Consider the following 26,294-nt stretch of genomic DNA (forward strand, 5'->3'; position numbering starts at 1 on the left):
CCAAGGCCCACGCTTTGCGTCGCGCGCAGGAACGAGCGGACAACGCCCATTTCTCATCGATCACATCGGTCAAACAGTGGCTGCGCCCTGTGATGCCATTGCAGTGACACTGTTCATACCGAAGTTCAAACACGCTCTAGAAGAGGATGCCCGCCCGATCAACGGTCGCCAGCGGATTGGCCTTCCGCACCGTCTCCAGGAACAGCAGGAAATCGCGGTTGAACAGCGTCAGGTTGTTGGTGAACGTCACGCACTTTCTGCCCGATGCCTTGCTGAAGCACACCTGCCAGACATAGCGCCCGTAGATCCTGTCGGACGTTCGTGTGACTGAGGTGATCTGCGAAAGAGGAACCGCCGTGGGTACCGGGCCCCGCCGCAGGTAGAAGGATTCTGTATCAAAGAAATAGTGCTCGCGATCCTCTTTGCCATCCACCATCACCAAGGTCATGGATGCACCGGAGATCCGGCGAGGAGGATCCAAACGCAGCCCCGATTTCACGGACGAGCGAGCAGTTGCCGACATTCGCCGAAGGGTAAACCAGAGGATCACCAACGGAAGTGCCGCAAGGACAATGAAACCTACGGTCTTCAAAACAGTTTCCAGCGTGCTGGGCACACAGATCTCCAGGATGAACGTTCAGGCACTTGCAAGGCCCGACTAGATCCACGGCACGCGTGGATGCTCTGGCTTCAACGCCCCATCACTTCCAATGATCCGGCCCCAGGAACGGCAGGCTCAACACAAACACCGGCACCGCCACAGGGATCAACGCCGCGCCGAGCACCTTGCCAGCCGCCGAACCCACACCCGGCTTGTCCTCCCTCTCCGGCAGGATCCGCTGCGCCCGCGCACTGATCGGCTGTGCCAGCTTCCCCTTCTCTACCAGCGCCGCAGCATCCGGCAACTGCACCTGCTCGCCGTCGCCCTCGAACAGCGCGCTGTAATAGCTGCCGCCCTTCCTTGAAAGATTGCAGGCCCGGTCAAACGCCAGCGCGTAGCGGGTCCGGTCCATCGGCAGGTAGTAGCGCGCCCGCTCCTCCGCGGCCTTGGCCTCACGCGGGGCGACCTCAATCCGCTCCAGCTTGAACTGCGCGGCCTGCTCCGCCGTTACCTGCTCCTGCCGCAGCAGCAGCGCATAGCTGCCATGCACCTTGGCCTTGTTGGCCGGGTCGCGCCAGTCCTCGTGGAAGTACATCTGCGCGCAGGCCACCGCTTCGCGCAGCGGGCTGTCCATCAGCGCCCGGTACTCGCGGAACGGCGCGGCATTGAAGCGCATGGGCTCGTCATAGCGCGGCAGCAGGTACAACTGGCCGTCGTCGGCCACGAACGCACTGGTGATCTCGCGGCTTGAGGCATGCTCCTCCGGGCCACTGGCACAGCCGGACAGCAAGCCAAGGCACAAGGCGGAGAGAATGAAAAAAGACGTTCGCATGTCGTGCTCGTGGGCTCCCCTGGAAAACCGGCCCCGCCCCGAAGGACGAAGCCAGCCCACCATGGTGCCACGGCACCGCATGCGATGCAGAACCCGCCCTACTTCAACCGCTCCACCAACCGCTGCCCCACCTCCAGCGCCGAAGCCGGGTTCTGCCCGGTAATCAGCTCGCGGTCCACCACCACATGCCCCGTCCACGGCGTGGTGTTGCTACTGAACGTCGCACCCGCTCGCTGCAACGCCGTCTGCGGGTAGAACTTCATCTCGCCACCACCCAGCAGCGGCTTGGCCTGCTCCTCTTCCTGGTTGCTGATCACCGTCATCTGGTAGCCGCTGTAGATCCACTTCGGCGTGGCCGGCGTCGCCCCCGCGTCCAGCTTCGCCACGAAACCATCGGCGTCCGGCAGCGTGGACAGCAGCGCGATCGGCCCGTGGCAGACCAGCGCGGTGGTCTTGTTGCGCTGGTGGAAGTCGGCCAGCAGCCGGCCCAGCGCCGGGCTATTCAGCAGGTCCTGCATCGGCGCGTGGCCACCGGGAATGTAGACCGCATCGAAACGCGCATAGCCCTGCTGCTCCACGCGCGCCAGGCTGACCACCGGCGACGCCGTCGGCGAGGTCAGTGCCAGCTTGTCCAGCAGGTCCTTGTGCAGCGTCAGCTGCGCGGCATCGTTGCCGAAGTACGCCGGCGTCACCGAGGACGCATCCACCGTCGGCGCCCGGCCCTGCGGCGTGGCGAAGGTCACCTCGTGGCCCGCGTCCAGCAACAGCTTGACCGGCTGCATCAGCTCGTTGAGATAGAAGCCGGTGGACAGCACCTTGCCGTCCTTCAGGTCCAGGTGGTTTTCATCGGACAGCACCACCAGCACGTTGGCGGCATGCGCGCCGGTCGCGCCCAGGGTCAGGGCCAGCGCAGCGGCCAGCCGGGTCATCAGGTTCATGGGGAGCTCCTATCGGGGAATGGCCGCCACTTTATTCATCACCCCAGCGGCGATAAATTGGCCCCATCGCAAAACATCTGTTCCCCGGAGAGCCAAATGAGCCGCAAGTTCGACTACCTGGGCGATGTGGAGGTGTTCCTGGCGGTGGTCGAGCACGGCTCGTTCACGGCCGGCGCGGTGGCGCTGTCCACCACTCCGTCGGTGCTGAGCCGCGCGGTCACCCGCCTGGAAGCGCGGCTGGGCCGGCAGCTGCTGCAGCGGACCACCCGCCGCGTGGGCCTGACCGACGCCGGGCGGCTCTATCTGGAACAGGTGCGCACCGCCTTCGGCCTGCTGGACGACGCCGAGCGCGACGTACTGGCCCAGGACGGTGCGCTGGCCGGCCGCGTGCGCCTGAGCGTGCCCACCACCTATGGCCACTACCGGCTGCCACCCGTGCTGGCGCGCTTTGCGCAGCAGTACCCGCAGGTGCAGGTGGAACTGAACATCACCAACCGCAACGTGGACCTGGTGGCCGAAGGCTTCGACCTGGCCATCCGCCTGGGCCAGCTGCCGGACAGCGGGCTGGTGGGGCGGAAGCTGGAAGACGCGCCACTGTTGCTGGTGGCCGCGCCCGATTATCTGAAACGCCGCGGCACGCCGCAGACGCTGGACGACCTGCAGCAGCACCTGTGCCTGCCCTTCGTGATGCCGCGCACCGGGCGGCTGGCGCCATGGATCTTCCGCGACGGTGGGCGCGACGTGGACTGGTTGCCGCGTTCGTCCATCGAGACCTCCGACGACGTGCTGGGCGTGGTGTCGCTGGCCGAACAGGGTATCGGCATCTGCCAGAGCTATGAGTTCATCGTGCGGGAGCGATTGATGCGTGGGCAGCTGGTGGAGGTGTTGCCGCAGCTGAGGGGACGATCGCGGCCGTTCTCGGTGATCTACGCGCCGCATCGGCGGCAGTCGGCGGCGGCGCGGGCGATGATTGAATTGCTGGTGGGCAATGCAGCTGTGGCTTCGGACGTTGCTGGTTGAGGCTGCGCTGCCTGCTGGGGGTGTCGCGTTTGAACCGCTTTTCAGGGCGTGAGGCTGGTCGGGCACCGTTGCCTGCCGAGCAAGACTAAGAACTGTTGTAAAGAAGGCCGTCGCGCTATTCGCTTGGGGCGCGGGCGATTGCGTCATTCTGAATCGCAATCAACAGAGCAGTTGCGTGAATACGTCTGGCGGTGTCGCGTGCTGCACGAATGGTGCGTGCCACAATAGTTCTTCGCTTTCGAATACCGCGATTCCTTCGCGAATTTCTATTGGCATTCGAAGCGGCCGCGTAACCAGTATGACGTGCCACCGACAACGGGTGGCTCCGGGTCTGCAAACCCGCGACGATTGTTGTGCCTGTTGTTTACGCTTGCCCGTCGGCACCGTCCTTAACCGGTGCCGGCGGGCAATCCGTCGGCCTGTATGGCGGGCGGTGCGTGGGGGTCTTCGGACCCACCGGTCATGGCACTACTTCGTCCCGGTTTGCAGCCACGCATCGTCCGCCACCCCGCTCACGCGGTGGCGCTGTTAAGCACAGCCAAGGAAACCGACGCCATGAACGATTCCGACATCCCCTCCGCCTACTCCGTTGTTGAGCCCATCAACGACGACGCTTCCCTGCCCGACCTGAACTACCTCCTCGGCATACTCAAGCGCATGCGCGGCTGCGAGGGTGCTGATGGGCATCCCTGGCCAGAAACCGATGTGTCACCCGGCCGTCGCGTGAGCCTTGCCAGGAGCGAGCGTGCAATGGTGGGGGCGCTGACGGTGCTGGAGCTGCTGCACGCGGCGGACCGCTGCCGGGTGGCAGCGGACCCGGAACGGCATCTGGATGAGGGGGTTGTGGATGGATTGTTTCTGGCTTGCCGGGGCTTGGCTGAGTGGGCTTGTCATGAGGTACGACCGGAATGAGGCGACATCCGCTCCAAAGGCCCGAAATCAGTCCAACAGAGCTCGCGCCTCTTTCCTCGGAAACGTCCCCTGAATGCGAATCAAGCATCTTCGTCAAAATAATCGCCATCCACGGATGGGACCCGAAGAATACGCGAGCTCACACCTACCTCATTGTCGATCATGAGACCAACCAATCGATTTCCATCGACGATCACAATGCCCTCAACAGAGCCAACGAAGTCAACAGCCTGAGGCGTGAAGCCAGACGTGGTTATGAAAATTCCGCGTTTGGCCTTCTGTCCGGCTAGCGCCCCATAGAAGGCCTGTAGCTCGGGCCTGCCAACCGTGCTCTTCCAACGCTTCGCCTGCACATAGACCTTGTCCAGCCCGAGCTTATCCAGCGAGATCACGCCATCGATTCCACCATCTCCAGCTCCTCCGACGCGTAGCAAGTCAGAGCGGCTCGCGCCGTATCCCAGTCGATGCAGGATATCAAGAACGATGATTTCGAACCGCCCGGGAGAAACGCGCAACAGACAGTCCAGAAGCTCCGCCGCTGTGGCCGATTTCAATTCAGCAAGCGCACTATCAAGTCGATCATCGGGGCTCAAAACGGGAGACCCAAGAGCTAGTTCACTGGAGGCAGGGCCATCTAGCGCCGCAGCATCCACCGAAGATCGAAGCTTAACCGAGAGATAGCCATTTGCGATTCTCCCAACCTCCGCATCGTCCAGCGGTAACGGATGATCGCTAACGTAATTTCTGCCAGCCTCCGTCAACTGCCAGACACCGCGTCTCGGGCTGGACGAAAGGCCAGCGCGCTTCAGCCGATCATGTGCCCAAGCCGCTCGATTCTTATAGACCTGCGCACCGCTATCCAACACCCGGAGCTTCTGCTCCTCAGTCAGCCCCAAGACTCTGGCCGCAGCATCATATGCCGCGGCAGCAGGAACGCCTCCAAGATGTCCCTCGAGGAAGCGCAACACCGGATCAATGAACTTGTCGTAGGTTGGAATCATCAAATTCGCCTTCGCGTCGCGCAGTTTGTGGCAATTATAAACTCATTCCGACACATATAATGGCCCGCCATAATTTTCTCAGGTCATGCATCTAATGAAGTGGCATAGGCCGCACCTGGGATCATCCCCGATGTTTCCCTCGGAAAAAATAACACCTAAGCAGGAAACGAATGGTTCACTACACTCGCGCCTTGGGGGTGCACGGTATCGGACAACGGTCGCGGATATGACAATGAGATCAGTCTAGACGGCTAGACACGACATTGGCTTTTACAGTGTAAAGTCCAAGCTCGCTGGCCTGAAGCTGAAAGCCCGGTCGAAGGCGCTAGAGATGAGCGAATGGCGAACCTGGGACAGCATGGTCCACGGAGCAAATTCGCCCCACGCTTAATTCCTATTCCGGGCGATCTTTCACGCAGGCCGTGAGCACCGTCCCAGATTCAACGCAGTTCAACTTGCTTCCTGCTAATGCAGCGAGGGCTCGTTTAGGGCAGCGTTGGCAATCCAAGTTCCTTAAGGAACTCGTTGTGCCGCTTGGTGGCTGCCTTGATCTTCTCTTCCAGCGAAACCAGCTCCGAATTCACCGCAGTGAGGTCAACCTCCTCCTCGGCCTCCGCCGTGCTCACGTAGCGCGAGATGTTCAGGTTATAGCCTTCCTTCTCGATACGCTCCATCGACACGCGCATCGAGTAGCGGTCCTCTTCGCGGCGGTGCTGGTATGTGTCGAGAATCTTGTCGATGTGCTTGGGCAGCAGTCGGTTCTGCCGCTTGCCAGGTTCAAAGTGTTTGGCCGCGTTGATGAACAGCACGTCATCGGGCTTTTTGCACTTTTTAAGCACGAGAATGCACACTGGGATGCCGGTGGAGAAAAACAAATTGGCGGGCAGGCCGATCACCGTATCGATATGGCCATCCTTCAGCAGTTTGGTACGAATGCGCTCCTCTGCACCACCACGGAAAAGCACGCCGTGAGGCAGGATGATGGCCATCACGCCGTCTTGCTTCAGGTAGTGGAAGCCGTGCAGCAAGAAAGCGAAATCCGCAGCAGACTTTGGAGCCAGACCGTAATTCTTGAAGCGCATATCCTCGCCAAGCGCCTCGGTCTGCTCCCAGCGGTAGCTAAACGGCGGATTCGCCACTACCGCATCAAACCTTGGCTGCTTGGCCGGGTTCATTTCCCGCAACGCATCCCATTCGTTTGTGAGCGTATCCCCGTGATAGATCTCGAACTCAGAATCCTTCACCCCGTGCAGCAGCATGTTCATGCGCGCCAAGTTGTAGGTGGTGATGTTCTTCTCCTGGCCAACGATTTTTCCGATACCATGCGGCCCCATACGGTGGCGCACGTTTAGCAGAAGAGAACCCGAACCACAGGCCAAGTCGAACACGCTTTCCAGATGCTTCCTTTGGCCGGTGGCGGGTTCCTGACTGTCCAACGTGACAATCCCCGAGAGGATGCTGGAGATCTGCTGCGGCGTGTAGAACTCGCCGGCCTTCTTACCACTACCCGCTGCAAACTGACCGATCAGGTATTCATACGCATCGCCCAGCGTGTCCTTGTCGGTCGAAAATTTCTCCAATCCATCGGCAATCGCCTTGATCACCGTGCAAAGCTTAGCGTTCTGCGCGGTATAGCCTCTGCCCAGCTTTTCCGAATTCAGGTCGATCTCGGAAAACAGGCCGCTGAAGGTGCTGGCGAAGGATTCGTTCTCGATGTAATCAAAGCCTTTTTGCAGGGTGCGCAGCAGCTCACCGTCTTGCGTGCGCGCCATCTCGGCAATGCTGCTCCACAGGTAGGCGGGTTGAATTACGTAATGCACCTTGCGGCGCATCTGCTTTTCAAATTCCGCTAAATCCTCCGAGTTTTGCGCATACCACACGGATAACGGTGCACGGCGATCACCCTCGCTCAACTTCGGATAATCCGTTCCAAGTTCCTTCTGCGCCGCCGCCTCATAATTGTCGGACAGATAGCGCAGGAACAGGAAGGAGAGCATGTAATCGCGGAAGTCGTCCGCATTCATTGCCCCACGCAAGGAGTCGGCAATCCCCCACAAGGTGGTGCCCAGTTGCTTTTGGTCTTGTTCGGTCATGGTGTAGCTTCCTGTTCTTGCGTAGCGGGCATCAGTTCCGGGTTGAAGGGATAAAATTCCAGAAAGTCTGCCAGTATTTTTTCGAAGTGCGCCTTATTTTCCGGCAGCATTTCCACGGGATCATAAAACGAGTAATTACCGTGACTGAGAATGTTGACGAGCCTCCCGTACATGGTGTCGTCCGGGTCGTCATCCTGCTGTTTGATGCATACGGTGAATTTCTTGTGACCGTGGAAGATGGATGATTTTTCCAGAAGACTGCGCAGGGCATTAAAGTGGTGCGTATAAATTTCGCCCACTTCATTTGCTCGCCAAATTTCCTGCAACAGCGTCAGGTGATGAAAGAAAGGCGTATCACCGGTGTAAGAAAGGTAATACTGGCCAGTCTTCCGGGTGTGAGACAGAAAATGGGGCGAAAACTTCTTACGGTCAATTTCCCGCAACTCATTCCAAAGCACATTAAAAAAAAGCGTGTGATGCGATGAGATAACCGTTCTTATGGCGTGATCTTTTCGCTTTAGGAACTGAGCCAAGTGATTGCCCACTGCAATTGCGTTATGCTCATCCAGCGAAGTAATTGGATCGTCGATGTAGATATACTTGACCCACTGATAGGCTTCCGCACCATCCATTGCAAGTTGAACGATGGCTAGAAAGAAGCACCAGATAAACAGGCTCTCCTCGCCACGCGACACCTTGATATTGTCAATGGTCCGCGTGACCTCACCCACGTGAATATCGCGCGAGAAGTGGATCGACCAATCGCTGTAGTCGATAGTGAAATCAAAATCGGCATACCGATGAAGGAAGGGGCGAATGCGATTTTCCATCTCCAGGGCATCCAGCCCTGCAAAGAATCGGGAGGACGCGTTCATCTTTAGCGCGCGTGCGCTGTCGCCTTCCAAGTCATTGTCCCAAGTAAATAAATCCTCGGTATAAGCGTTGAAGTAGAGCGTGTCACGCATAGCGTCCTCTCCTTCGCCTTGCTTGCCGATGTCCTTGAATGCCATCGACAGCCGTGTCTTTCCGGTGCCGTTGTAGGCGTAGAGCAGTACAAACTTTTTCTCATCCAACTCAGTACGCAGATGCATGGCCAGATCATTCATGCTGGCTAGGGTGGCGCTCATTCATGCACCTCACTCATCGCTGGAAAAATCTTCTGCATTAGTCCGTTCTTATGGCACTCGAGCGCAGTGATCTTTTGCGCCTGGCTGGCGATCAGATTGTCAAAGGAAACAAGGCAATCAGCGATTTTCCTTTGTTCCTTCAATTCTGGAATTGCAACAGTAAGCAACTTCAACTGGCTCGCGTACAAATGAACAACAGCATCGCCCTGCGCAATTCTTGCAATCTCGTTACTACAGGAACCATTCAGCAAATAACTCAAGAAAATGCCGTCCTCGGTCGATCTAAGAACATTTAAATCCCCACCCAAAGCAACATCGTCAACCAGCACGCAGGATGCCTTTGCGATGTCCTGCTTGGTCTCGCCTGACGACGGAATTAGAACGTCGTTACGGCGACTTAGAAATGACTCAGCGGGTTGAACATTTGTTCTTGAAACAACCTCATCAATAACCTCACCATAGGAGGTATAAAGCTCGCCGTAGCGAATACATTGCCTTGCCCCGTTAGGATCAATATCCGCCTTTGCAATGCCTTTTCCCTTATGGAAGGTGGCAATATCTTCAAGCTGCTTTTCTTTCCACTCACCCGCACCAACAAATTCGGGAAATCTCAGCTCCGGCAGTGTTTTGCCGTAGATGGGAAAAAGTCGCTGCATCAATCCATTCTTATGAGCATTTAGCTCACCAAGCTTTTTCGATTCCAGGGTGAGGCACTCATCGAGCGAGGCGATGCAGTCAGCAATGTTCTGTTGCTCTTCCGGCGTTGATACAGGAAGAGGCATGGCCATGAAATCATCATTTGAAATAGCCATTCTGTCGTGCCGAGCCCCGGTACTGGATGCCTGGCGCATATATTGATGCCAGCCCGTGGTCTTAAAATAATAGGCGTAGAATTCATTATTAACCTCGCCAAACCTAAATACGGAGTACAGGGGGGACATAACGCCGGTTGCGACATTATTCCTTGAAATTGGCCCCACTGGCGCACGCGCAGATATTCTAGGATTGTATACGTAGTCACCCTTCTCTACAACGTAGTAATTTTCCAAGTTTCCTTGCGTGGCGATATCCTTGTCGAAGTAATCGCGTTGATCAACTACGCCGTATTCCGCTGAGTTCGTTAGGACTCGTGTTATGGCGCCTCCCCGATTTCTCTGAGTGCAGCGTTTCGCCAGCTTTTTTAGTGGAACGAGTTTCCACTCTACTGCACCCACAAACTCGGGGAACCGCAGCTTTGGCGCGCAACTTTTTCCCTTTTCTGGCTGCATTTTCATGCCTTCCTCTTTACTGTTCATATGCACCCAACCCTGAAATCTCCCGCCCCTGGGCGAGCTTCTTAAATAGCGGAATTAAGTCTTCCATCAAGGCCAATTCCGCCTTGGTGCGCGTCTTCCAGCCCAGTTCTAGCGGGGTGAACAGTTCGCTCAATTGGTCACCATCGAACACCATGCGGCGCATGGTAGTTTCCACAAACGCTTGCAGATCAGCGGCATTCAACGAGTGCTTGGCAGCAACGTCAGCAAGAACTTTCGCATGCTTTTCGGCCTTGAAGCTGTCAAACCCGGCGCGGACGGCCTTCTCATCCAGCGCCTTACCTACTTCCAGCGTGCTGATGTACTCGGCGATATCGTCACGCTCGTCGATAAACTTGGCATCGGCCTGAATCACGCCAATCAACTGCTCTCGACTCATCTTCTGGTTGCCAGGTGCCTGGCTAGAGTAGCGCGCAATCAACTCCATGATGTAGTCGTAGTCGATGATGCTGCTGGCGAATAGCACAAATTCAAAGTCGAGCTGCTGCACCGTCGGATCGGCCTTGTTGCCGCCGATGTCTTGCTTTTCCTTGAGACGCTGGGCCGTGTCGATGTACATACCCTTGAAGCCCTGCAACTGATCTTTTGGCAGGATCCTCTCAATGCTCGTCTTGTTGTCTGGCGTCAGGTCGGTGTACTGGTCAAGCTGAGTGTTGAGGCGCTGCACCTCTTTGAATAGATTGATAAACTGCGCGCGCGCAGCATCGCCCTTGAGGTTGGCGACCGCTTCGGGCTTGTTTTCCAGCCCTTGGGATTGCATGAACGTGTCTAAGGCTTGCACGGCAGTTTGCAGTTTTTCGATGACCACTGGAGCCTTGTCCACCAGCCAGATTTCCTTGGCGGGCTTGCTGACTTGGCCGGAGAACAGGCCAATAGCGGTATCGACTGCATCCTGCTGTTGACGAAAGTCAAGAATGTTGCCGTAAGGCTTGGTGTCGTTCAGCACACGGTTAGTACGTGAAAACGCCTGAATCAAACCGTGAAACTTGAGGCTTTTGTCGACGTATAGCGTGTTCAGGTATTTAGAGTCGAAACCGGTGAGCAGCATATCCACCACGATGGTGATGTCGATCTTCTGCGCGTGCGGCAGATCAGCATTGGGCCATTGCTGATCCTTGATGCGCTTTTGCACGTCCTGATAATAGAGATCGAACTCACCGAGCTGAAAGTTGCTGCCGTATTGGGCGTTGTAGTCGGCAATAATGGCTTTCAGCGCGGCTTTTTTTTCGTCCGGAGCTTCTTCATTGTCAGCTTTTTCCTGCAGCAGGTCTTCCTGAATCTGCTGTACGTCTTTATTGCCCTCGGCGGGCGGGGAGAATACGCAGGCAATGTTCAGAGACTGGAAGCCTGAGCCATCTGCCAGCTTCTCAGCCTGCAGAGTCTTGAACAACTCATGGTACTCGATGGCGTCGTTGATGCTGGCAGTTGCCAACACAGCGTTGAACTTGCGCCCGTTGGTAGCGGCATCATGCTTAGCGAGAATGGCCTCGACGATGGCGCGCTTGGCCAGCGGCTCGCCGGGCTTGGCCCCCTTCTTGCCGCCGAGCTTTTTGTCCGGTTTGTAGTAGTCCACGTGGAAGCGCAGGACATTGCGATCTTCGATAGCGTGGGTGATGGTGTAGGCGTGCAGTTGCTGTTGAAAGATGTCCGCCGTGGTCTTGAAGGTGGCCTGTTGCCCCTCGATTTGCTGATAGCTGGCGTTGTCTTCAAAGATGGGTGTGCCGGTAAAGCCAAACAGCTGCGCGTCGGGAAAGAACTCCTTGATAGCTTTGTGGTTCTCGCCAAATTGCGAGCGATGGCATTCATCGAAGATAAACACCATGCGCTGGCTGCGTAGCGGCTCCAGTCGCTCTTTGTAGTTTTTCTTGGAGCCACCATCCAGCGCCAAGCCTAACTTCTGAATGGTGGTGACAATCACCTTGTCGGCGTAATCATCAGAAAGCAGACGGCGCACCAGCGTTTCGGTGTTGGTGTTCTCCTCGACGCAATCCTCCTGAAATTTATTGAATTCCTCCCGTGTCTGCCGGTCGAGGTCTTTGCGGTCGACCACGAACAGGCATTTGTCGATGTCCGGGTTGTCTTTCAGCAGCGTGGATGCCTTGAACGAGGTCAGCGTTTTGCCGCTGCCAGTGGTGTGCCAGATATAGCCGTTGCCGCAGCGCTGGTGAATGCACTCGACAATCGCCTTGACCGCATAGATCTGATACGGGCGCATCATCAGCAGCTTATGCTCGCTGGCCACCAGCACCATATAGCGGCTGATCATCTGCCCCAGCGTACATTTGGCAAGGAAGGCGTCTGCAAAGCTGTCCAGGTGTGTGATTTTGCTGTTGTCCTCTGCTGCAAATTGATAAAGCGGCAGGAAGCGCTCATCGGCATTGAAGCTGAAGTGACGACTGTTGTTGTTGGCGAAATACCAAGTGTCCGAACGATTGCTGACGATGAACAATTGCAAGAAGCACAACAAGGTCTTCGTGTAGCCATTACCAGGGTCGTTCTTGTAGTCGACGATCTGCTGCATTGCCCGGCGAGGGCTGATGGCCAGCGTTTTCAGTTCGATCTGTACTACGGGCACACCATTGATCAACAAGATCACGTCATAACGATGGTGGCTGTAGTCGGTACTGATGCGCAGCTGGTTGACCACCTCGAAGTTGTTCTTACACCAGTCCTTGATGTTGACGAGTGTGTAGTAGAGCGGCGTGCCGTCGTCGCGCATGAAGGTGTTGTGCTCGCGCAGGTGCTTAGCAGCAGCAAAGACATCCGGATTGACGATGGATTCCAGCAGACGGGTGAATTCACCATCGGTTAGACGAACGCGGTTGAGCGCCTCGAAGTGCTGGCGAAAATTCTGTTCCAGGGCAGCGCGGTCGCGGATGTCAGGGCGTGACGTGTATTTGAGATCTTCCAGCTTGGAGATCAGATTCTGCTCGATCTGGTTTTCTATCGTTGTCATGAGCCAAGCCTCCAAATTGTGAGATCAGCAGAGATCTGTCTTTTACTCGAATCGGTCTGTGTCATCGCGTTCTATCCTTTGCCATCCTCGCCGCTGGATTGATAACCCGGCGCGAGCTTTGCGTTCTCAACGCCGTACAGCGCCAGCGGATCTCTGAGCCACAAGCGGTACTGTTCTTCCTTGAGACGATGGTCGGGCGAGCAGTCCACGCTCCAGCGCAGCAGCATGTAGCCCGCGACGGCGGCGCGCACACGCATCCGGATCGAGCCGCCGGTCATCCCGTAGTCCATCTTGATAATTTTGGGTCGCTCAAGTCGGGGGTGCGGCACGAAGTCCAGCTCGACGACGCGTGTCCACTGGATATCGTTGTCCGGACGTTCGTTGGCCTGCGGCTCCTCATCAAGCAAGGTCGGAGCTTCGATCCGCGTGATGACAAAGTCCCGGAACTCCCTGTTCTTTCTATCAAAAGCCCGGACGTGCCAGCGCAGTCCGGTGTCCACGAGCGCAAAGGGAACGATGACCCGCTCGGACTTACCTCTGCTCAACGAGTGATAGCGAATGGCGATTGGCCGCCTGGCGTGGATCGCCCGGCAGACCGGTGCCAGCACCTCCATCCTCGGGCTACTCAGCGCCGAGGGCGACACGCACGGCAGCAGTGGCTGCGCTGCGCCGTTCACACCATCGCCGAAGCCCAGAGCCAGCGCTGACAGAACACGCTGAGATGCGTGGTCGAACAGCGGGGCGAACACCTGCCCGATGCGATAGATCTTGTTGCTGCCATCGAAGATGATGTTCTGCGACGCGATTTCCCGGTACAGAGCTAAGTCGCGCGTGGCCCCGGCCGGAGCCACGCTGAAGCGCTCAATCAGGTCTGGACGTCCAATCTCCCCGAAGAAATAGAGCCGGAAGTCGATGTAGGCCAGCCGTTCACGCTGGGCGTGGCTCAAGCTCTCGACGCGCCGGAGTTGATTCACCGGTGGCCTCATCTTAGAAGAGCAATCGAAAGACTGTTGCTAGCTTGAGGGCTATCCATTTTTAGACAACTAACATCATCAAGATGATGACATTATGCAGTAGAACTCCCTTCAAGCGACTCATTCCCAGCATGCTTGGTGGGCTTGATCTTTGCCATGATGACTCCTTGGCGAGCCTTTCCCAAGGGCCACATCGGAGCCACGCAAGGGGAAGCCGGATCAAGTTTCGGAAGGCACGAGCCTGTATCGCGCCGGCCCTACCAATTGACAGACCAGCCGCACCTGGAGTTAACGTAGCCAAGCGGAATGCACTACTGGAGTCATAGCAGAACAACAAGGGCGCCTCTCGGCGCCCTCGTTCTTTCAACTCATTCCCACTCAATAGTCGCCGGCGGCTTCCCCGAGATGTCATAGACAACCCGCGACACCCCCCGCAGCTCATTGATGATCCGGTTGCTCACCGTCCCCAGGAACTCATACGGCAGATGCGCCCAATGCGCCGTCATGAAGTCGATCGTCTCTACGGCCCGCAGCGCAATCACCCACTCATAAGCGCGCGCATCACCCACCACGCCCACCGACTTCACCGGCAGGAACACGGCAAACGCCTGGCTGGTCTTGTCGTACAGGTCCGCCTTGCGCAGCTCATCAATGAAGATGGCATCGGCCTTGGCCAGCAGTTCGGCGTATTCGCGCTTCACTTCACCCAGGATACGTACGCCCAGGCCCGGGCCCGGGAACGGATGGCGGTAGACCATGGTGCGCGGCAGGCCCAGCTCCACGCCCAGGCGGCGCACTTCGTCCTTGAACAGCTCGCGCAGCGGCTCCACCAGGCCCAGCTTCATGTGCTCCGGCAGGCCGCCCACGTTGTGGTGGCTCTTGATCACGTGTGCCTTACCGGTCTTGCTGCCGGCCGACTCGATCACGTCCGGGTAGATGGTGCCCTGCGCCAGCCACTTGGCGTTCTTCAGCTTGTTCGACTCTTCGTCGAAGATCTCAACGAACAGGTTGCCGATGATCTTGCGCTTGGCTTCCGGGTCGCTCACGCCTTCCAGCGCGGCGAAGTAACGGTCGGCGGCATTCACACGCACGACCTTCACGCCCATGTGCTCGGCAAACATCGCCATCACCTGGTCGCCTTCCTGCCAGCGCAGCAGGCCGGTATCCACGAACACGCAGGTCAGCTTCTCGCCGATGGCCTTGTGCAGCAGCGCGGCCACCACGGACGAATCCACGCCGCCGGACAGGCCCAGGATCACTTCGTCATCGCCCACCTGCTCGCGCACGCGGGCGATCTGGTCGTCGATGATGTTGGCGGCGGTCCACAGGGTCTGGCAGCCGCACACATCCACCACGAAGCGGCGCAGCAGCGCCTGGCCCTGCAGGGTGTGGGTCACTTCCGGGTGGAACTGCACGCCGTACCAGCGCTTTTCTTCGTTGGCCATGGCGGCCACCGGAATGCGGTCGGTGGTGGCGGTGATGGTGAAGCCCGGCGGTGCAACGGAGACGTGGTCGCCGTGGCTCATCCAGACATTCAGCTTCGGCTCGCCGCCGTGGTCGCTCAGGCCCTTGAACAGCGCATCCGGGTTGATCACGTTCACTTCGGCGTGGCCGAACTCGCGCTGATCCGCCGCTTCGGTGGCACCGCCCAGCTGGGCGGCCAGGGTCTGCATGCCGTAGCAGATGCCGAAGATCGGCAGGCCGCTGTCGAACACTTCCTGCGGCGCGGCCGGCGCGCCCGGCAGCGTGGTCGATTCCGGGCCACCGGACAGGATGATGCCCTTGGCGCCGAAGCCGGCGATCTCGGCCGGGTTGTGGTCCCACGCCCAGATTTCGCAGTAGACGCCCAGCTCGCGGATGCGGCGGGCGATCAGCTGCGTGTACTGCGCGCCGAAATCGAGGATGAGGATCTTGTCGTTATGGATGTTGGTCATGGTGCCGTTCCAGTGGTGTTTTTCGCAGTGCCCGGCGCTTCAAGGCTCTGCGTCAGCGTGGCGATGAACGCCTCGCGTTGTTGAATATGTGAGGGGTCTTCCTCGTCCCAGCGCAACATCAGCAGGCCGTGCGGTGCGTTGGGGTTGGCGCGGTCGGCGCGCGGCAGCTCGGCGATTTCCTGCACTTCGGTGCCAGGCACGATGCGCCGTTGCAGCGTGTGCATCGGGTAACCGGAATCCACGGCGTTGCCCCAGAACGCGGACTGCACGCTCATCCGCTTCGGCTCCAGCGGCCCCAGCTCGGCGGTGACCACAGGATCTTCAAGCCTGTCACCCAGATCGGTAACGCACCGCAGGATCACCTGCAGCGGGCGCTCGCCGGTACCTTTCAGCCGCCAGCGCTGCTCGCCAGCGGCCTGCACCTGCCAGCCCTTCGGCAGCGAGAACGCGTTCTGGCACGCCTGCACGTCCTTCACTTGCGAAACCGCCGCGCCCGGAGACCCGGAGCGCGGCGGCGGTTCGGACAACGAACAGCCTGCCATCAGCAGGCTGCCCGTAATCGCAAGAGCAGTTCGCAAGCGCATCAGGCGCGGTAGTTCGGCGGCTCTTTGGTGATCGTCACGTCGTGGACGTGGCTCTCACGCTGGCCGGCGCCGCTGATCTTCACGAACTTGGGCTTGCTGCGCATGTCTTCGATGGTGGCGCAGCCCACGTAGCCCATGGTGGCGCGCAGGCCGCCCATCAGCTGGTGGATGATGCCGCCCACCGGGCCGCGGTACGGCACGCGGCCTTCGATGCCTTCCGGCACCAGCTTGTCGGCGGTGGCGGCGTCCTGGAAGTAGCGGTCCTTCGACCCCTTCTCCATCGCAGCCAGCGAACCCATGCCGCGGTAGCTCTTGTACGAACGGCCCTGGTACAGCTCGGTCTCGCCCGGCGATTCTTCGGTACCGGCCAGCAGGCCACCGACCATGATGGTCGAGGCACCGGCGGCCAGCGCCTTGCCGATGTCGCCCGAGTAGCGGATGCCACCGTCGGCGATCAGCGGGATGCGGTCCTGCAGCGCTTCGGCCACCAGGTCGATGGCGGTGACCTGCGGCACGCCGACGCCGGCGACGACGCGGGTGGTGCAGATCGAGCCCGGGCCGATGCCGACCTTCACTGCGTCCGCGCCGCTGTCCAGCAGCGCCAGTGCGGCTTCGCCGGTGCAGATGTTGCCACCGATGACCTGCACGTTCGGGAAGTTCTTCTTGACCCAGCTGACGCGGTCCAGCACGCCCTGCGAGTGGCCATGCGCGGTATCGACCACGATCACATCCACGCCGGCAGCGACCAGCGCTTCCACGCGACGATCGGTATCGCCACCCACGCCGACGGCAGCGCCGACCAGCAGGCGGGTCGACAGATCCTTGGCAGCGTTCGGGAAGTCGGTGTTCTTCTGGATGTCCTTGACGGTGATCAGGCCACGCAGTTCGAACGAATCATTGACCACCAGCACCTTTTCGATGCGGTTGCGGTGCAGCAGCTGCAGCACTTCATCAGACGCGGCGCCTTCCTTGACCGTGATCAGGCGATCCTTCTTGGTCATGATGTGGCGGACCGGATCGTCCAGCTCGGTCTCGAAGCGCATGTCGCGGTGGGTCACGATGCCGGCCAGCTGGCCGTCGCTGCCCACCACCGGCACGCCGGAGATGTTGTGCGCCTGGGTCAGGGCCAGCACGTCGCGGATGGTGGTTTCCGGGCCGACGGTGATCGGGTCGCGGATGACGCCGGCCTCGAACTTCTTGACCTTGGCCACTTCCGCGGCCTGCTGTTCCAGGCTGAGATTCTTGTGGATGATGCCCATGCCGCCGAGCTGGGCCATGGCGATGGCCAGGCGGGCTTCGGTGACGGTATCCATGGCTGCGGACAGGATCGGAAGCTTCAGCTTCAGGTCGCGAGTCAACCGCGTTTCGAGGTTGACGTCCTTGGGCAGGATGGTCGAGTGGGCGGGGACGAGCGAGACGTCGTCGTAAGTGAGTGCTTCAGCCTGGATGCGCAGCATCGGCATACCCGAGATGTGGGGAAGCGCGACATTTTACCCCTTTTCAGAGGCCAAGAACAGCATTTTTGGTAGCCAGAACTGGGACTTCGCGCGACACAGTGTCGCACCCGCTCACCTGTAGGGCCGAGCCCATGCTCGGCTGCTTTCCGCCAGACCGCGATGAGCCGAGCATAGGCTCGGCTCTACAGGAGGCCCGAGGCGCGGTGCCGCCCTTGGTAGGTGCCAACAGCAGGTCAGCTCAGCGCTTCCGCCGCCTCCAGGGTGTTCTGCATCAGCGTGGCCACGGTCATCGGGCCCACGCCGCCCGGCACCGGGGTGATCCAGCTCGCCCGCTGGGCGGCCGCCTCAAACCCAACATCACCCACCAGCCGGCCGTCGTCCAAGCGGTTGATGCCGACGTCGATCACCACCGCGCCCGGCTTCACCCACTCGCCCGGCACGATGCCCGGGCGGCCCACCGCCACCACCAGGATGTCGGCGTTGCGCACGGCCTGTTCCAGCACGTCCTTGGGGGTGAACTTGTGACAGCTGGTCACGGTGCAGCCGGCGATCAGCAGCTCCAGGCCCATCGGGCGGCCGACATGGTTGCTCACGCCCACGATGGTGGCGTTGCGGCCGCGTACCGGCTGGTCGGTGTGGCCCAGCAGCGTGGTGATGCCGCGCGGGGTGCACGGGCGCAGGCCGAACTCGCGCAGGGCCAGGTGGCCGACGTTTTCCGGGTGGAAACCGTCCACGTCCTTGCGCGGGTCGATGCGCTGGATCAGCCGGCGCGCGTCGGGGATGCCCGGCAGCGGCAGCTGGATCAGGATGCCGTTGATCTTCGGGTCGGCGTTGAGCTGGTCGATCAGCTCGAGCAGCTCGGCCTCGGTGGTACCGGCCGGCAGATCGTAGTCGTGTGCCTCGATGCCGACCTTCTCGGCGGCACGGCGCTTGTTGCGCACGTATACGGTCGAGGCCGGGTCGCCACCGACCAGCACCACGGCCAGGCCCGGGCGGCTGCCACCGGCCGCCACGCGGGCGTCGACGCGCACCTTCAGGCTGTCGAGCAGGTCCTCGGCGATACGGCGGCCATCAAGGATGCGGGCAGGATGCTGGGGGGCGGAATCGGTCATCGGGGGCAGGCGTGGGGCGGCGGGGACGCTATTGTCCCCGATTCAGGCCCCCTCGCCCACCGCCACGGCACCGATCCGCCCGCCCTTGTAGAGCCGAGCCTACGCTCGGCTCACGCGCGCAGCGCGGCTTTATCGCAACCTGACCGAAGAGCAAGCCGAGCATGGGCTAGGCTCTACAGCCGACCGGCCTGCACTTGTAGAGCCGAGCCTACGCTCGGCACACGCGCGCAGCGCGGCTTTATCGCAACCTGACCGAAGAGCAAGCCGAGCCCACGCTCGGCACACGCGCGCAGCGCGGCTTTATCGCAACCTGACCGAAGAGCAAGCCGAGCATGGGCTCGGCTCTACAGCCAACCGGCCCGCCCTTGTAGAGCCGAGCCTACGCTCGGCTCACGCGCGCAGCGCGGCTCTATCGCAACCTGACCGAAGAGCAGCCGAGCATGGGCTCGGCTCTACAGCCAACCGGCCTGCCCTTGTAGAGCCGAGCCTACGCTCGGCTCACGCGCGCAGCGCGGCTTTATCGCAACCTGACCGAAGAGCAGCCGAGCATGGGCTCGGCTCTACAGCCGACCGGCCCGCCCTTGTAGAGCCGAGCCTACGCTCGGCTCACGCGCGCAGCGCGGCTTTATCGCAACCTGACTGAAGAGCAAGCCGAGCGTGGGCTTGGCTCTACTCTTCTTCTTCCGGCACCTGGTCCGCATTCAACGTGCGGGCCTTGCGCTTGGGCGCGGTGAACGGGGTCGGCGTCGGCACGCCCGGCAGCGCGCTGCCGAACACCATGTGCGCGCCGGCACGCAGACTGCCGCCGGCCATTTCCAGTTCGAACCGCTCGGCATCGCGCTCGCGGATCTGTTCGGCGATCTCCTGCGCGTCGTCCTCGTCCGCACCCAGCTCCATCAGTGCGGCCTGGCCGAACATCAGCGCCGATTCAAACGTTTCGCGGATCTGGAAATCGACGCCGGCATGGATCAACCGCAGCGAGTGCTCGCGGTCGAACGAGCGCACCAGCAGCTTGGCCTGCGGGAACTCATGCGCCACCAGTTCAACGATGCGGTCGGCATCCTCGGCGTTGTTCACGCACACCGCGATGGCCCGCGCGGTAGCGGCGCCGGAAGCATGCAGCACGTCCAGGCGGGTGCCATCGCCGTAATAGATCTTGAAACCAAAACGCTCGGCGTTGTGGATCATCTCCACATCGTTGTCGATGATGGTCACGTCCACGTCGCGCGCCAGCAGCGACTGGCTGGCGACCTGGCCGAAGCGGCCGAAACCGATCATCAGCACGCTGCCGGAAAGGCCATCGGCCTCGTCCACGCCGTCCATGTTCACCGTCGGCTTCGGCGCGATGCGCTTGTAGACCAGCACCACCAGCGGGGTCAGCGCCATCGACAGCACCACCACGGCGGTGAAGTTGGCATTGATGTCCACGTCGATGACGCCGGCACTGGCCGCAGCAGAGAACAGTACGAAGGCGAACTCGCCGCCCTGCGCCATCAGGACACCGCGATCCAGCGCCTGTGCGTGATCACTGCCCATGATGCGCGCGACCACGTAGATGCACAGCGCCTTGGCCGCCATCAGCGCCAGCACCAGGCCCAGGATCAGCGGCCAGTTTCCCGCCACCACGCCCAGGTCCAGCGCCATGCCCACGCTGAGGAAGAACAGGCCGAGCAGGATGCCGCGGAACGGCTCGATGTCCGCTTCGATCTGGTGGCGGAAGGTCGACTCGCTCAGCAGCACGCCGGCCAGGAACGCGCCCATCGCCATCGACAGGCCGGACAGCTGCATCAGCAGCGCCGCGCCCAGCACCACCAGCAACGCGGCAGCAGTCATCACCTCGCGCGCCTTCGATTCGGCAAGCAGGCGGAACAGCGGATTGAGCAGGAAGCGGCCGACCAGCACCAGGCCGACGATGGCGCCGACGCCAATCGCCACCGACAACCAGCGCGAGCCCTCGCCATCGGCACTGCCCGCGCCCGGCGCCATCCAGGCCACCAGCGCCAGCAACGGCACGATCAGCAGGTCTTCGAACAGCAGAATCGAAACGATCTTCTGCCCCGACGGCAGCGCGATGTCACCGCGCTCGGCCAATAGTTGCATCACCACTGCGGTGGAGGTGAGCACGAAGCCGGTGGCGCCGATGAAGGCCACCTGCCACGGCAGGCCGAACAGCTTGGCGATGCTGGTCAGCACCAGCGCACAGGTGGCGATCTGCAGCGTGCCCAGCCCGAAGATTTCCTTGCGCAGGCTCCACAGGTGCGAAGGCCGCATTTCCAGGCCGATCACGAACAGGAACATCACCACGCCGAGCTCGGCGGTATGCAGGATCGCCTGCGGGTCGGAGAACCAGCCCAGCCCGAACGGTCCGATCGCCAGGCCAGCGGCGAAGTAGCCCAGCACCGAGCCCAGGCCGGCCCGGCGGAACAGGGGCACCATCACCACCGCCGCGCCCAACAGGGCGACGACCTTGACCAGCTCGCTGGTCGCTGCTTCTACCGCCATGCGGTGTGTTCCCCAAGATCCAGAATCGGGGTCAACAATAGAGCAATGCCGATGACGGCAATAGCACGCATGTTGCGTCGGATTGTCTTGGCGATGGAACGATGCAGCGGGTGAGCCCCGGCATCATCCCGAAACCATGCACATGCTTCGGTGGGCGCCATTACCTGTAGAGCCGAGCCCATGCTCGGCTGCTTCTGGCCTCGGCACGAAGAGCAGCCGAGCGTGGGCTCGGCTCTACAGTAGATCCACGCCATGCGTGGATGGACGCCCAGCCGTCATGCCCCGGTAGATCCACGCCATGCGTGGATGAATCCCCGGTCGGATTCACCCGCCCCGGCAGAAGGCGGCGTAATCGATATACCCCGGGAACGGCACGCCCGGCGCGCACACCGGGCACTGCGGGTCGGGCCGGATGCCGGTCTCGCGGAAGCGCATGCCCAGCGCATCGAAGCGCAGCAGGCGGCCGACCAGCGGCTCGCCGATGCCGAGCAGCAGCTTCAGCACCTCGGTGGCCTGCAGCACCCCAGCCAGGCCGGGCAACACGCCGAGCACACCGGCCTCGGAACAGTTCGGCGCAAACTCCGGCGGCGGCGGTTCGGGGAACAGGCAGCGGTAGCACGGCGCCACGCCACGCTGGCGGCCAGCGTCAAACACGCTTACCTGGCCGTCAAAGCGCTCGATGGCGGCATACACCAGCGGCTTGGCGTGCTTGATGCAGGCATCGTTGAGCAGGTAGCGCAGCGGGAAGTTGTCCGAGCCGTCCAGCACCACGTCCACGCCGTCCAGCAGCACATCCACGTTCTCGGATGTGACCCGCTCAGGCACGGCCTCGACCTCGATCGACGGGTTGAGTGCCAGCAACCGCTCGCGCGCCGAATCGACCTTGAGCTGGCCGACGCTGGCCTCGGTATGCACGATCTGCCGGTGCAGGTTGCTGCGCTCCACGCGGTCATGGTCGGCAAAACGCAGATGCCCTACCCCGGCTGCGGCCAGATAGAAGCCGGCCGGCGCACCCAGGCCGCCCGCGCCCAGCACCAGCACGCGTGATTGCTGCAACCGGCGCTGCCCGGCTTCGCCGACCTGCGGCAGCAGCAGGTGGCGTGAATAACGATCAAAGAAATCACGGTCGGCGGCGCTGGACAGCGGCTGCACCAACGGCAGCGACTGTTCGCGCCAGGCCACGGTGCCGCCGGTCACGGAAGCGACATTTGTGTAGCCTGCCTCCAGCAGGAACTGCGCGGCATCGGCCGAGCGCTTGCCGCTCTGGCAGATCAACAGGATGTGCTGGTCCTGCCGTGGCAGATGCGCGGCCGGGTCGGCCTGCAGCTCGGCCTTGGCCACGCCACGCGCGCCTTCGGCCATGCCGCCGGCCCGTTCGTGCGCCTCGCGCACATCGATCAGCACGGCGCCGTGGGCGAGGCGTTCATGCGCCTGCTGCGGGGAAAGCTCGGGAATGCTCATGCGCCCATTGTAGAGCCCGAGCCCCTGCTGAGCCGAGCGTAGGCTCGGCTCTACCCGGGTAGCGTCCGGCCCGATTGTAGAGCCGAGCCCACGGTCGGCTGCCTTTCTGCCGACCTCCGAGGAACCGAGCATGGGCTCGGCGCTACACGAAAAAGGCGGCCCTGCGGCCGCCTTCTCGTGAATCACTTGCCCTTGACGTGCTTCATCAAGCGCCGCTTGGCCTTGACCTGCCGCTCGGTGAGGACGTTCTTCTTGCCCTCGTACGGGTTGGTACCCTCGCGGAAGATGAAGCTCACCGGCGTGCCGATCAGCTTGAAACGCTTGCGGAAGAAGTTCTCCAGGTAGCGCTTGTACGACTCCTGCAGTTCCTTCAGGCGCGTGCCGTGCACGATGAAGGTCGGCGGGTTGGCGCCGGCCGGGTGCACGTAGCGCAGCTTGGAGACGTGGCCGCGGATGGTCGGCGGCGGGTTGGTCTCGTAGGCCACTTCCAGCGCCTTGTTCACTTCGCTGGTGGTGAAGGTCTTGTTCGCCGATTCGTGCGCGCGGTGCACCGCGCGGAACAGCTCGCGCAGGCCCGAGCCGTGCTTGGCCGAGATGCGCACCGATTCAGCCCACGGCACGAAGCCCAGCTTCAGCGACAGCATGGTCTCGGCCTGCTCGCGCTGGTACTCGGTCAGGCCATCCCACTTGTTGATGGCGATCACCAGCGCACGGCCGGCGTCGAGCACCGCACCGAGCACAGTGGCGTCCTGGTCGGTCACGCCTTCGGTGGCATCCAGCATCAGCACGGCCACCTGGCACTGCTCGATGGACTGCATGGTCTTGACCACCGAGAACTTCTCGACGACCTCGTCCACGCGCGAACGGCGGCGCAGGCCGGCGGTGTCGATCAGGCGGTATTCGCGACCGTCGCGCTCGAGGTCCACTGCAATCGAGTCGCGGGTGGTGCCCGGCACGTCGGAGGCGATCATGCGCTCCTCGCCGAGGATGCGGTTGACCAGAGTCGACTTGCCCACGTTCGGGCGGCCGACGAAGGCAATGCGGATCCGGTTCGGATCGTTGTCCAGTTCTTCGCCGCTGCCTTCTTCCGGCAGGCGCTGGATCACTTCGTCCAGCAGATCGTCCAGGCCCTGGCGATGCGCGGCCGAGACGGTCAGCATTTCGCCGAAGCCGTAACGGGCGAACTCGGACCGCACGCTGTCCTCGTCGGTGCCGTCGATCTTGTTGATCAGCAGCAGCGTCGGGCGCGACAGCTTGCGCAGCCAGGCCAGGATCTCGTCGTCCAGCGCCGAGGTGCCCTCGCGGGCGTCGACGACGAACAGGATCAGATCGGCTTCGGCCGCGGCAGCACGCGCCTGGCGCGTGGTGGCGCCCGCCAGGCCTTCGTCCTCGCCGGCGATACCGCCGGTATCCACGACGAGGAAATGGTTGTCCTCGTCGAGGCGGCAGACGCCGTAGTTGCGGTCACGGGTAACGCCGGGCTGGTCATGGACCAGCGCGTCGCGGGTGCGCGTAAGCGCATTGAAAATAGTCGACTTGCCGACATTCGGCCGTCCAACCAGGGCGACCAAAGGCAGCATCGCGATTACTCCAATTTTTAATTTGCCAACCGGAAGGCGGTCAGCTTGCCATCCACGTTCTGCACCAGCAGCACCCCGTCGACGACGACCGGCTGGGCCAGCAGGGCGTCGCCGCCGCTCTTCGCCCGTGCCGCCATCGCACCATCGGAGGTCTTCAACCAGTGCACGTATCCCTTGTAGTCGCCAACGACCACGTAATCACCGTGCAGCGCCGGACCGGTCAGCGAACGACGCGCCAGCTCGGTCTGCGACCACATGGCAGCGCCGGTCGCCTTGTCCAGGCCGAACACGCCACCCTTGTTGTCGGTGACGAACACATTGCCCGACGACACCGCCACGCCACCTGCACCGCCATGGTCACGCGCCCACAGCGGGCGACCGGTCGGGCCCTCGATGGCCATGGTCTGGTTCTTGAAGCTGCTCACGAAGAGGGTGTTGCCGTCCAGCACGGGGGCGCCGTCCACGTCGGCCATGCGCTCCAGCTCGGTACGGCCTTCGCCGTTGCCGATGTTCTGCTCCCACAGGGTGCGGCCATCCTGCATGGCGAGCGCGGCAACCGCGCCTTCGTCCTTGCCGATGAACAGCACGCCCGGGCCGGTCACCACCGGCGCGTTGCCGCGCACGGTCAGCGCCGGCAGCTCGCTCGGGTTGAACCACTTCTGGGTGCCGTTGCCGGCATCGAAGGCGGTCACGCGGCCGTCGTTGCTGCGCACGAACACCAGGCCCTGGGCCACGGCCGGCGCGGCAATCACTTCACCCGGAACACGGGCGCGCCACTTTTCGCTGCCGTCGTTGATGTCCAGGGCAATGACCTGGCCATCGAGCGTGCCGATCACGACCAGGTTCTCACCGACACCCGGGCCGCCGGACAGGCGCAGCTTCGGCTTCTTCTTTTCCTTGGTCGGTTCCCAGGTCCAGACCTTCTTGCCGGTCTGCAGGTCGATGGCGTGCACGCCACCGGTGATCGCCGCAGCGAACACATGGCCATTGGCAACGGCCGGGCCCTGGCGCACGCCGATGCGGCGCTCGCCCTTGCCGAGGTTGACCGACCAGGCCTTGTTGACCTTGACGCTCGGCTCGAACTTGACCAGCTCAGCCGGCTCCTGCGCCTTCTTCGCTGCTGCGTCCTTGCCGGCGAACCAGCCCTTCATGGTGCTGCAGCCGGTCAGGGCCATGCCCATCAGGAGCACGGTGCCGACGCGGGTGATCATGACCTTCTGACTCATCAAACCGACTCCGCAGGGGCGGCGACCGTGCCGCCGGCATCCATAACCTTGGTTTCCAGCAGGCGCCGCTGCGGCGCTGCCACGTCCAGCGACTTCAGCGCCTTCTCGTACTGTTCACGGGCACCATCGCGCTTGCCCTGCGCCATCAGCGCGTCGCCATGGATTTCCAGGCTGCTGCTGTCGGTGGCGCTGCCCAGCAGCTTGATGGCTTCGTCGCTCTTGCCGGTGGCCACCAGCAGGCGGGCCACACGCTGGTCGACCACGCGCTGCAGGTCGCCTTCGACCTTCACGCCGCGCAGGGTGGCCAGCGCTTCTTCATTCTTGCCGGCGTCGACCTGGGCCTTGGCCAGCTGCAGCGCCGCGAGGTCGCCGTAGATGCTGGACGGACCGGCTTCGAGCGCCTTCACTGCCTTGGCAGCGTCGTCGAGCTTGTTCTGCTGCAGGCCGACCAGGGCCTTCTGGTACTCGACGTTGGCCGAGGCCAGCTTGCCGCCCTGATCCTTCTGGTACCACTGCCAGCCGGCAATGGCACCGATGGCGATGACCACGCCACCGAGGATGCTGGCGCCATTCTTCCGCAGCCAGCTGCGGACGCGTTCACTTTGTTCGTGCTCGTCGAGCAGATCGTCGATCGCCATGCGTACTCTCGCCCCGCCCATCGGGAGGGACCA

At 61.6% G+C, this 26,294-nt stretch carries 20 protein-coding genes; 2 read left to right on the forward strand and 18 right to left on the reverse strand.

The features are described from left to right. Positions 1–136 precede the first annotated feature (136 nt). From AC5P8Z_RS00560 to AC5P8Z_RS00570, 3 genes are all read right to left on the reverse strand, one after another. Positions 137–616 (reverse strand): hypothetical protein, encoded by a 480-nt coding sequence (locus AC5P8Z_RS00560; RefSeq protein ID WP_495227766.1) that lies wholly within the window; start codon positions 614–616, stop codon positions 137–139. Between the two features lie 85 nt (positions 617–701). Further along, positions 702–1,433, reverse strand: a complete 732-nt coding sequence (locus AC5P8Z_RS00565) for a hypothetical protein (RefSeq protein WP_295567899.1) — start codon at positions 1,431–1,433, stop codon at positions 702–704. Between the two features lie 98 nt (positions 1,434–1,531). Beyond that, the gene (locus AC5P8Z_RS00570) at positions 1,532–2,371 is read right to left on the reverse strand and encodes a type 1 glutamine amidotransferase domain-containing protein (protein ID WP_495227768.1); all 840 of its coding nucleotides are present in this window, start codon (positions 2,369–2,371) and stop codon (positions 1,532–1,534) included. A gap of 96 nt (positions 2,372–2,467) precedes the next feature. Here AC5P8Z_RS00570 and AC5P8Z_RS00575 point away from each other — a divergent pair, with 96 nt between their 5' ends. Both AC5P8Z_RS00575 and AC5P8Z_RS00580 read left to right on the forward strand, forming a co-directional pair. Then, positions 2,468–3,391: a LysR family transcriptional regulator gene (locus tag AC5P8Z_RS00575; RefSeq protein WP_495227769.1), complete on the forward strand. Its 924-nt coding sequence runs from the start codon at positions 2,468–2,470 to the stop codon at positions 3,389–3,391. A 555-nt stretch (positions 3,392–3,946) separates the two neighbouring features. Next, positions 3,947–4,303, forward strand: coding sequence for a hypothetical protein (locus AC5P8Z_RS00580; protein ID WP_495227770.1), 357 nt, complete (start codon positions 3,947–3,949; stop codon positions 4,301–4,303). 80 nt (positions 4,304–4,383) lie between these two features. Here the strand turns inward: AC5P8Z_RS00580 and AC5P8Z_RS00585 are convergent, their stop codons facing one another. From AC5P8Z_RS00585 to AC5P8Z_RS00655, 15 genes are all read right to left on the reverse strand, one after another. Continuing rightward, on the reverse strand, positions 4,384–5,304 hold the full coding sequence (locus tag AC5P8Z_RS00585) for a restriction endonuclease (protein WP_495227771.1): 921 nt from the start codon (positions 5,302–5,304) through the stop codon (positions 4,384–4,386). Positions 5,305–5,789: 485 nt separating this feature from the next. Continuing rightward, on the reverse strand, positions 5,790–7,397 hold the full coding sequence (locus tag AC5P8Z_RS00590; protein ID WP_495227772.1) for a type I restriction-modification system subunit M: 1,608 nt from the start codon (positions 7,395–7,397) through the stop codon (positions 5,790–5,792). Further along, positions 7,394–8,524 carry an AAA family ATPase gene (locus tag AC5P8Z_RS00595; protein ID WP_495227774.1) on the reverse strand — a complete coding sequence of 377 codons (1,131 nt, stop codon included), beginning with the start codon at positions 8,522–8,524 and terminating at the stop codon, positions 7,394–7,396. The genes AC5P8Z_RS00590 and AC5P8Z_RS00595 overlap by 4 nt, the downstream gene beginning before the upstream one ends. Further along, positions 8,521–9,819: a restriction endonuclease subunit S gene (locus AC5P8Z_RS00600; RefSeq protein WP_495227775.1), complete on the reverse strand. Its 1,299-nt coding sequence runs from the start codon at positions 9,817–9,819 to the stop codon at positions 8,521–8,523. The genes AC5P8Z_RS00595 and AC5P8Z_RS00600 overlap by 4 nt, the downstream gene beginning before the upstream one ends. Continuing rightward, on the reverse strand, positions 9,809–12,793 hold the full coding sequence (locus tag AC5P8Z_RS00605) for a type I restriction endonuclease subunit R (protein WP_495227777.1): 2,985 nt from the start codon (positions 12,791–12,793) through the stop codon (positions 9,809–9,811). Before AC5P8Z_RS00605 ends, AC5P8Z_RS00600 begins: the two co-directional genes overlap by 11 nt. Positions 12,794–12,864: 71 nt before the next feature. Further along, on the reverse strand, positions 12,865–13,767 hold the full coding sequence (locus AC5P8Z_RS00610; RefSeq protein ID WP_495227778.1) for a helix-turn-helix transcriptional regulator: 903 nt from the start codon (positions 13,765–13,767) through the stop codon (positions 12,865–12,867). 368 nt (positions 13,768–14,135) lie between these two features. Further along, entirely contained in the window at positions 14,136–15,701 is a 1,566-nt protein-coding gene (gene guaA / locus AC5P8Z_RS00615) for a glutamine-hydrolyzing GMP synthase (protein ID WP_012479957.1), read from the reverse strand. Further along, positions 15,698–16,177, reverse strand: a complete 480-nt coding sequence (locus AC5P8Z_RS00620) for a hypothetical protein (RefSeq protein WP_495227780.1) — start codon at positions 16,175–16,177, stop codon at positions 15,698–15,700. Before AC5P8Z_RS00620 ends, guaA begins: the two co-directional genes overlap by 4 nt. 107 nt (positions 16,178–16,284) lie before the next feature. Next, a complete protein-coding gene (gene guaB, locus AC5P8Z_RS00625) occupies positions 16,285–17,742 on the reverse strand; it encodes an IMP dehydrogenase (protein WP_005416248.1) in 1,458 nt (485 codons plus the stop codon). Between the two features lie 233 nt (positions 17,743–17,975). After that, a complete protein-coding gene (gene folD, locus AC5P8Z_RS00630) occupies positions 17,976–18,854 on the reverse strand; it encodes a bifunctional methylenetetrahydrofolate dehydrogenase/methenyltetrahydrofolate cyclohydrolase FolD (protein WP_069117134.1) in 879 nt (292 codons plus the stop codon). A gap of 669 nt (positions 18,855–19,523) precedes the next feature. Beyond that, positions 19,524–21,356, reverse strand: coding sequence for a monovalent cation:proton antiporter-2 (CPA2) family protein (locus AC5P8Z_RS00635; protein ID WP_495227782.1), 1,833 nt, complete (start codon positions 21,354–21,356; stop codon positions 19,524–19,526). 324 nt (positions 21,357–21,680) lie between these two features. Continuing rightward, the gene (gene moeB / locus AC5P8Z_RS00640; protein WP_295567871.1) at positions 21,681–22,817 is read right to left on the reverse strand and encodes a molybdopterin-synthase adenylyltransferase MoeB; all 1,137 of its coding nucleotides are present in this window, start codon (positions 22,815–22,817) and stop codon (positions 21,681–21,683) included. 182 nt (positions 22,818–22,999) lie between these two features. Next, entirely contained in the window at positions 23,000–24,397 is a 1,398-nt protein-coding gene (gene der / locus AC5P8Z_RS00645; protein ID WP_012479950.1) for a ribosome biogenesis GTPase Der, read from the reverse strand. A 17-nt stretch (positions 24,398–24,414) separates the two neighbouring features. Further along, positions 24,415–25,623: an outer membrane protein assembly factor BamB gene (gene bamB / locus AC5P8Z_RS00650; RefSeq protein WP_295567869.1), complete on the reverse strand. Its 1,209-nt coding sequence runs from the start codon at positions 25,621–25,623 to the stop codon at positions 24,415–24,417. Beyond that, the gene (locus tag AC5P8Z_RS00655; RefSeq protein WP_294994523.1) at positions 25,623–26,261 is read right to left on the reverse strand and encodes a YfgM family protein; all 639 of its coding nucleotides are present in this window, start codon (positions 26,259–26,261) and stop codon (positions 25,623–25,625) included. Before AC5P8Z_RS00655 ends, bamB begins: the two co-directional genes overlap by 1 nt. Between the last annotated feature and the right edge of the window lie 33 nt (positions 26,262–26,294).

The sequence above is a fragment of the Stenotrophomonas sp. YJH_SMC_17 genome (genome assembly GCF_059371655.1).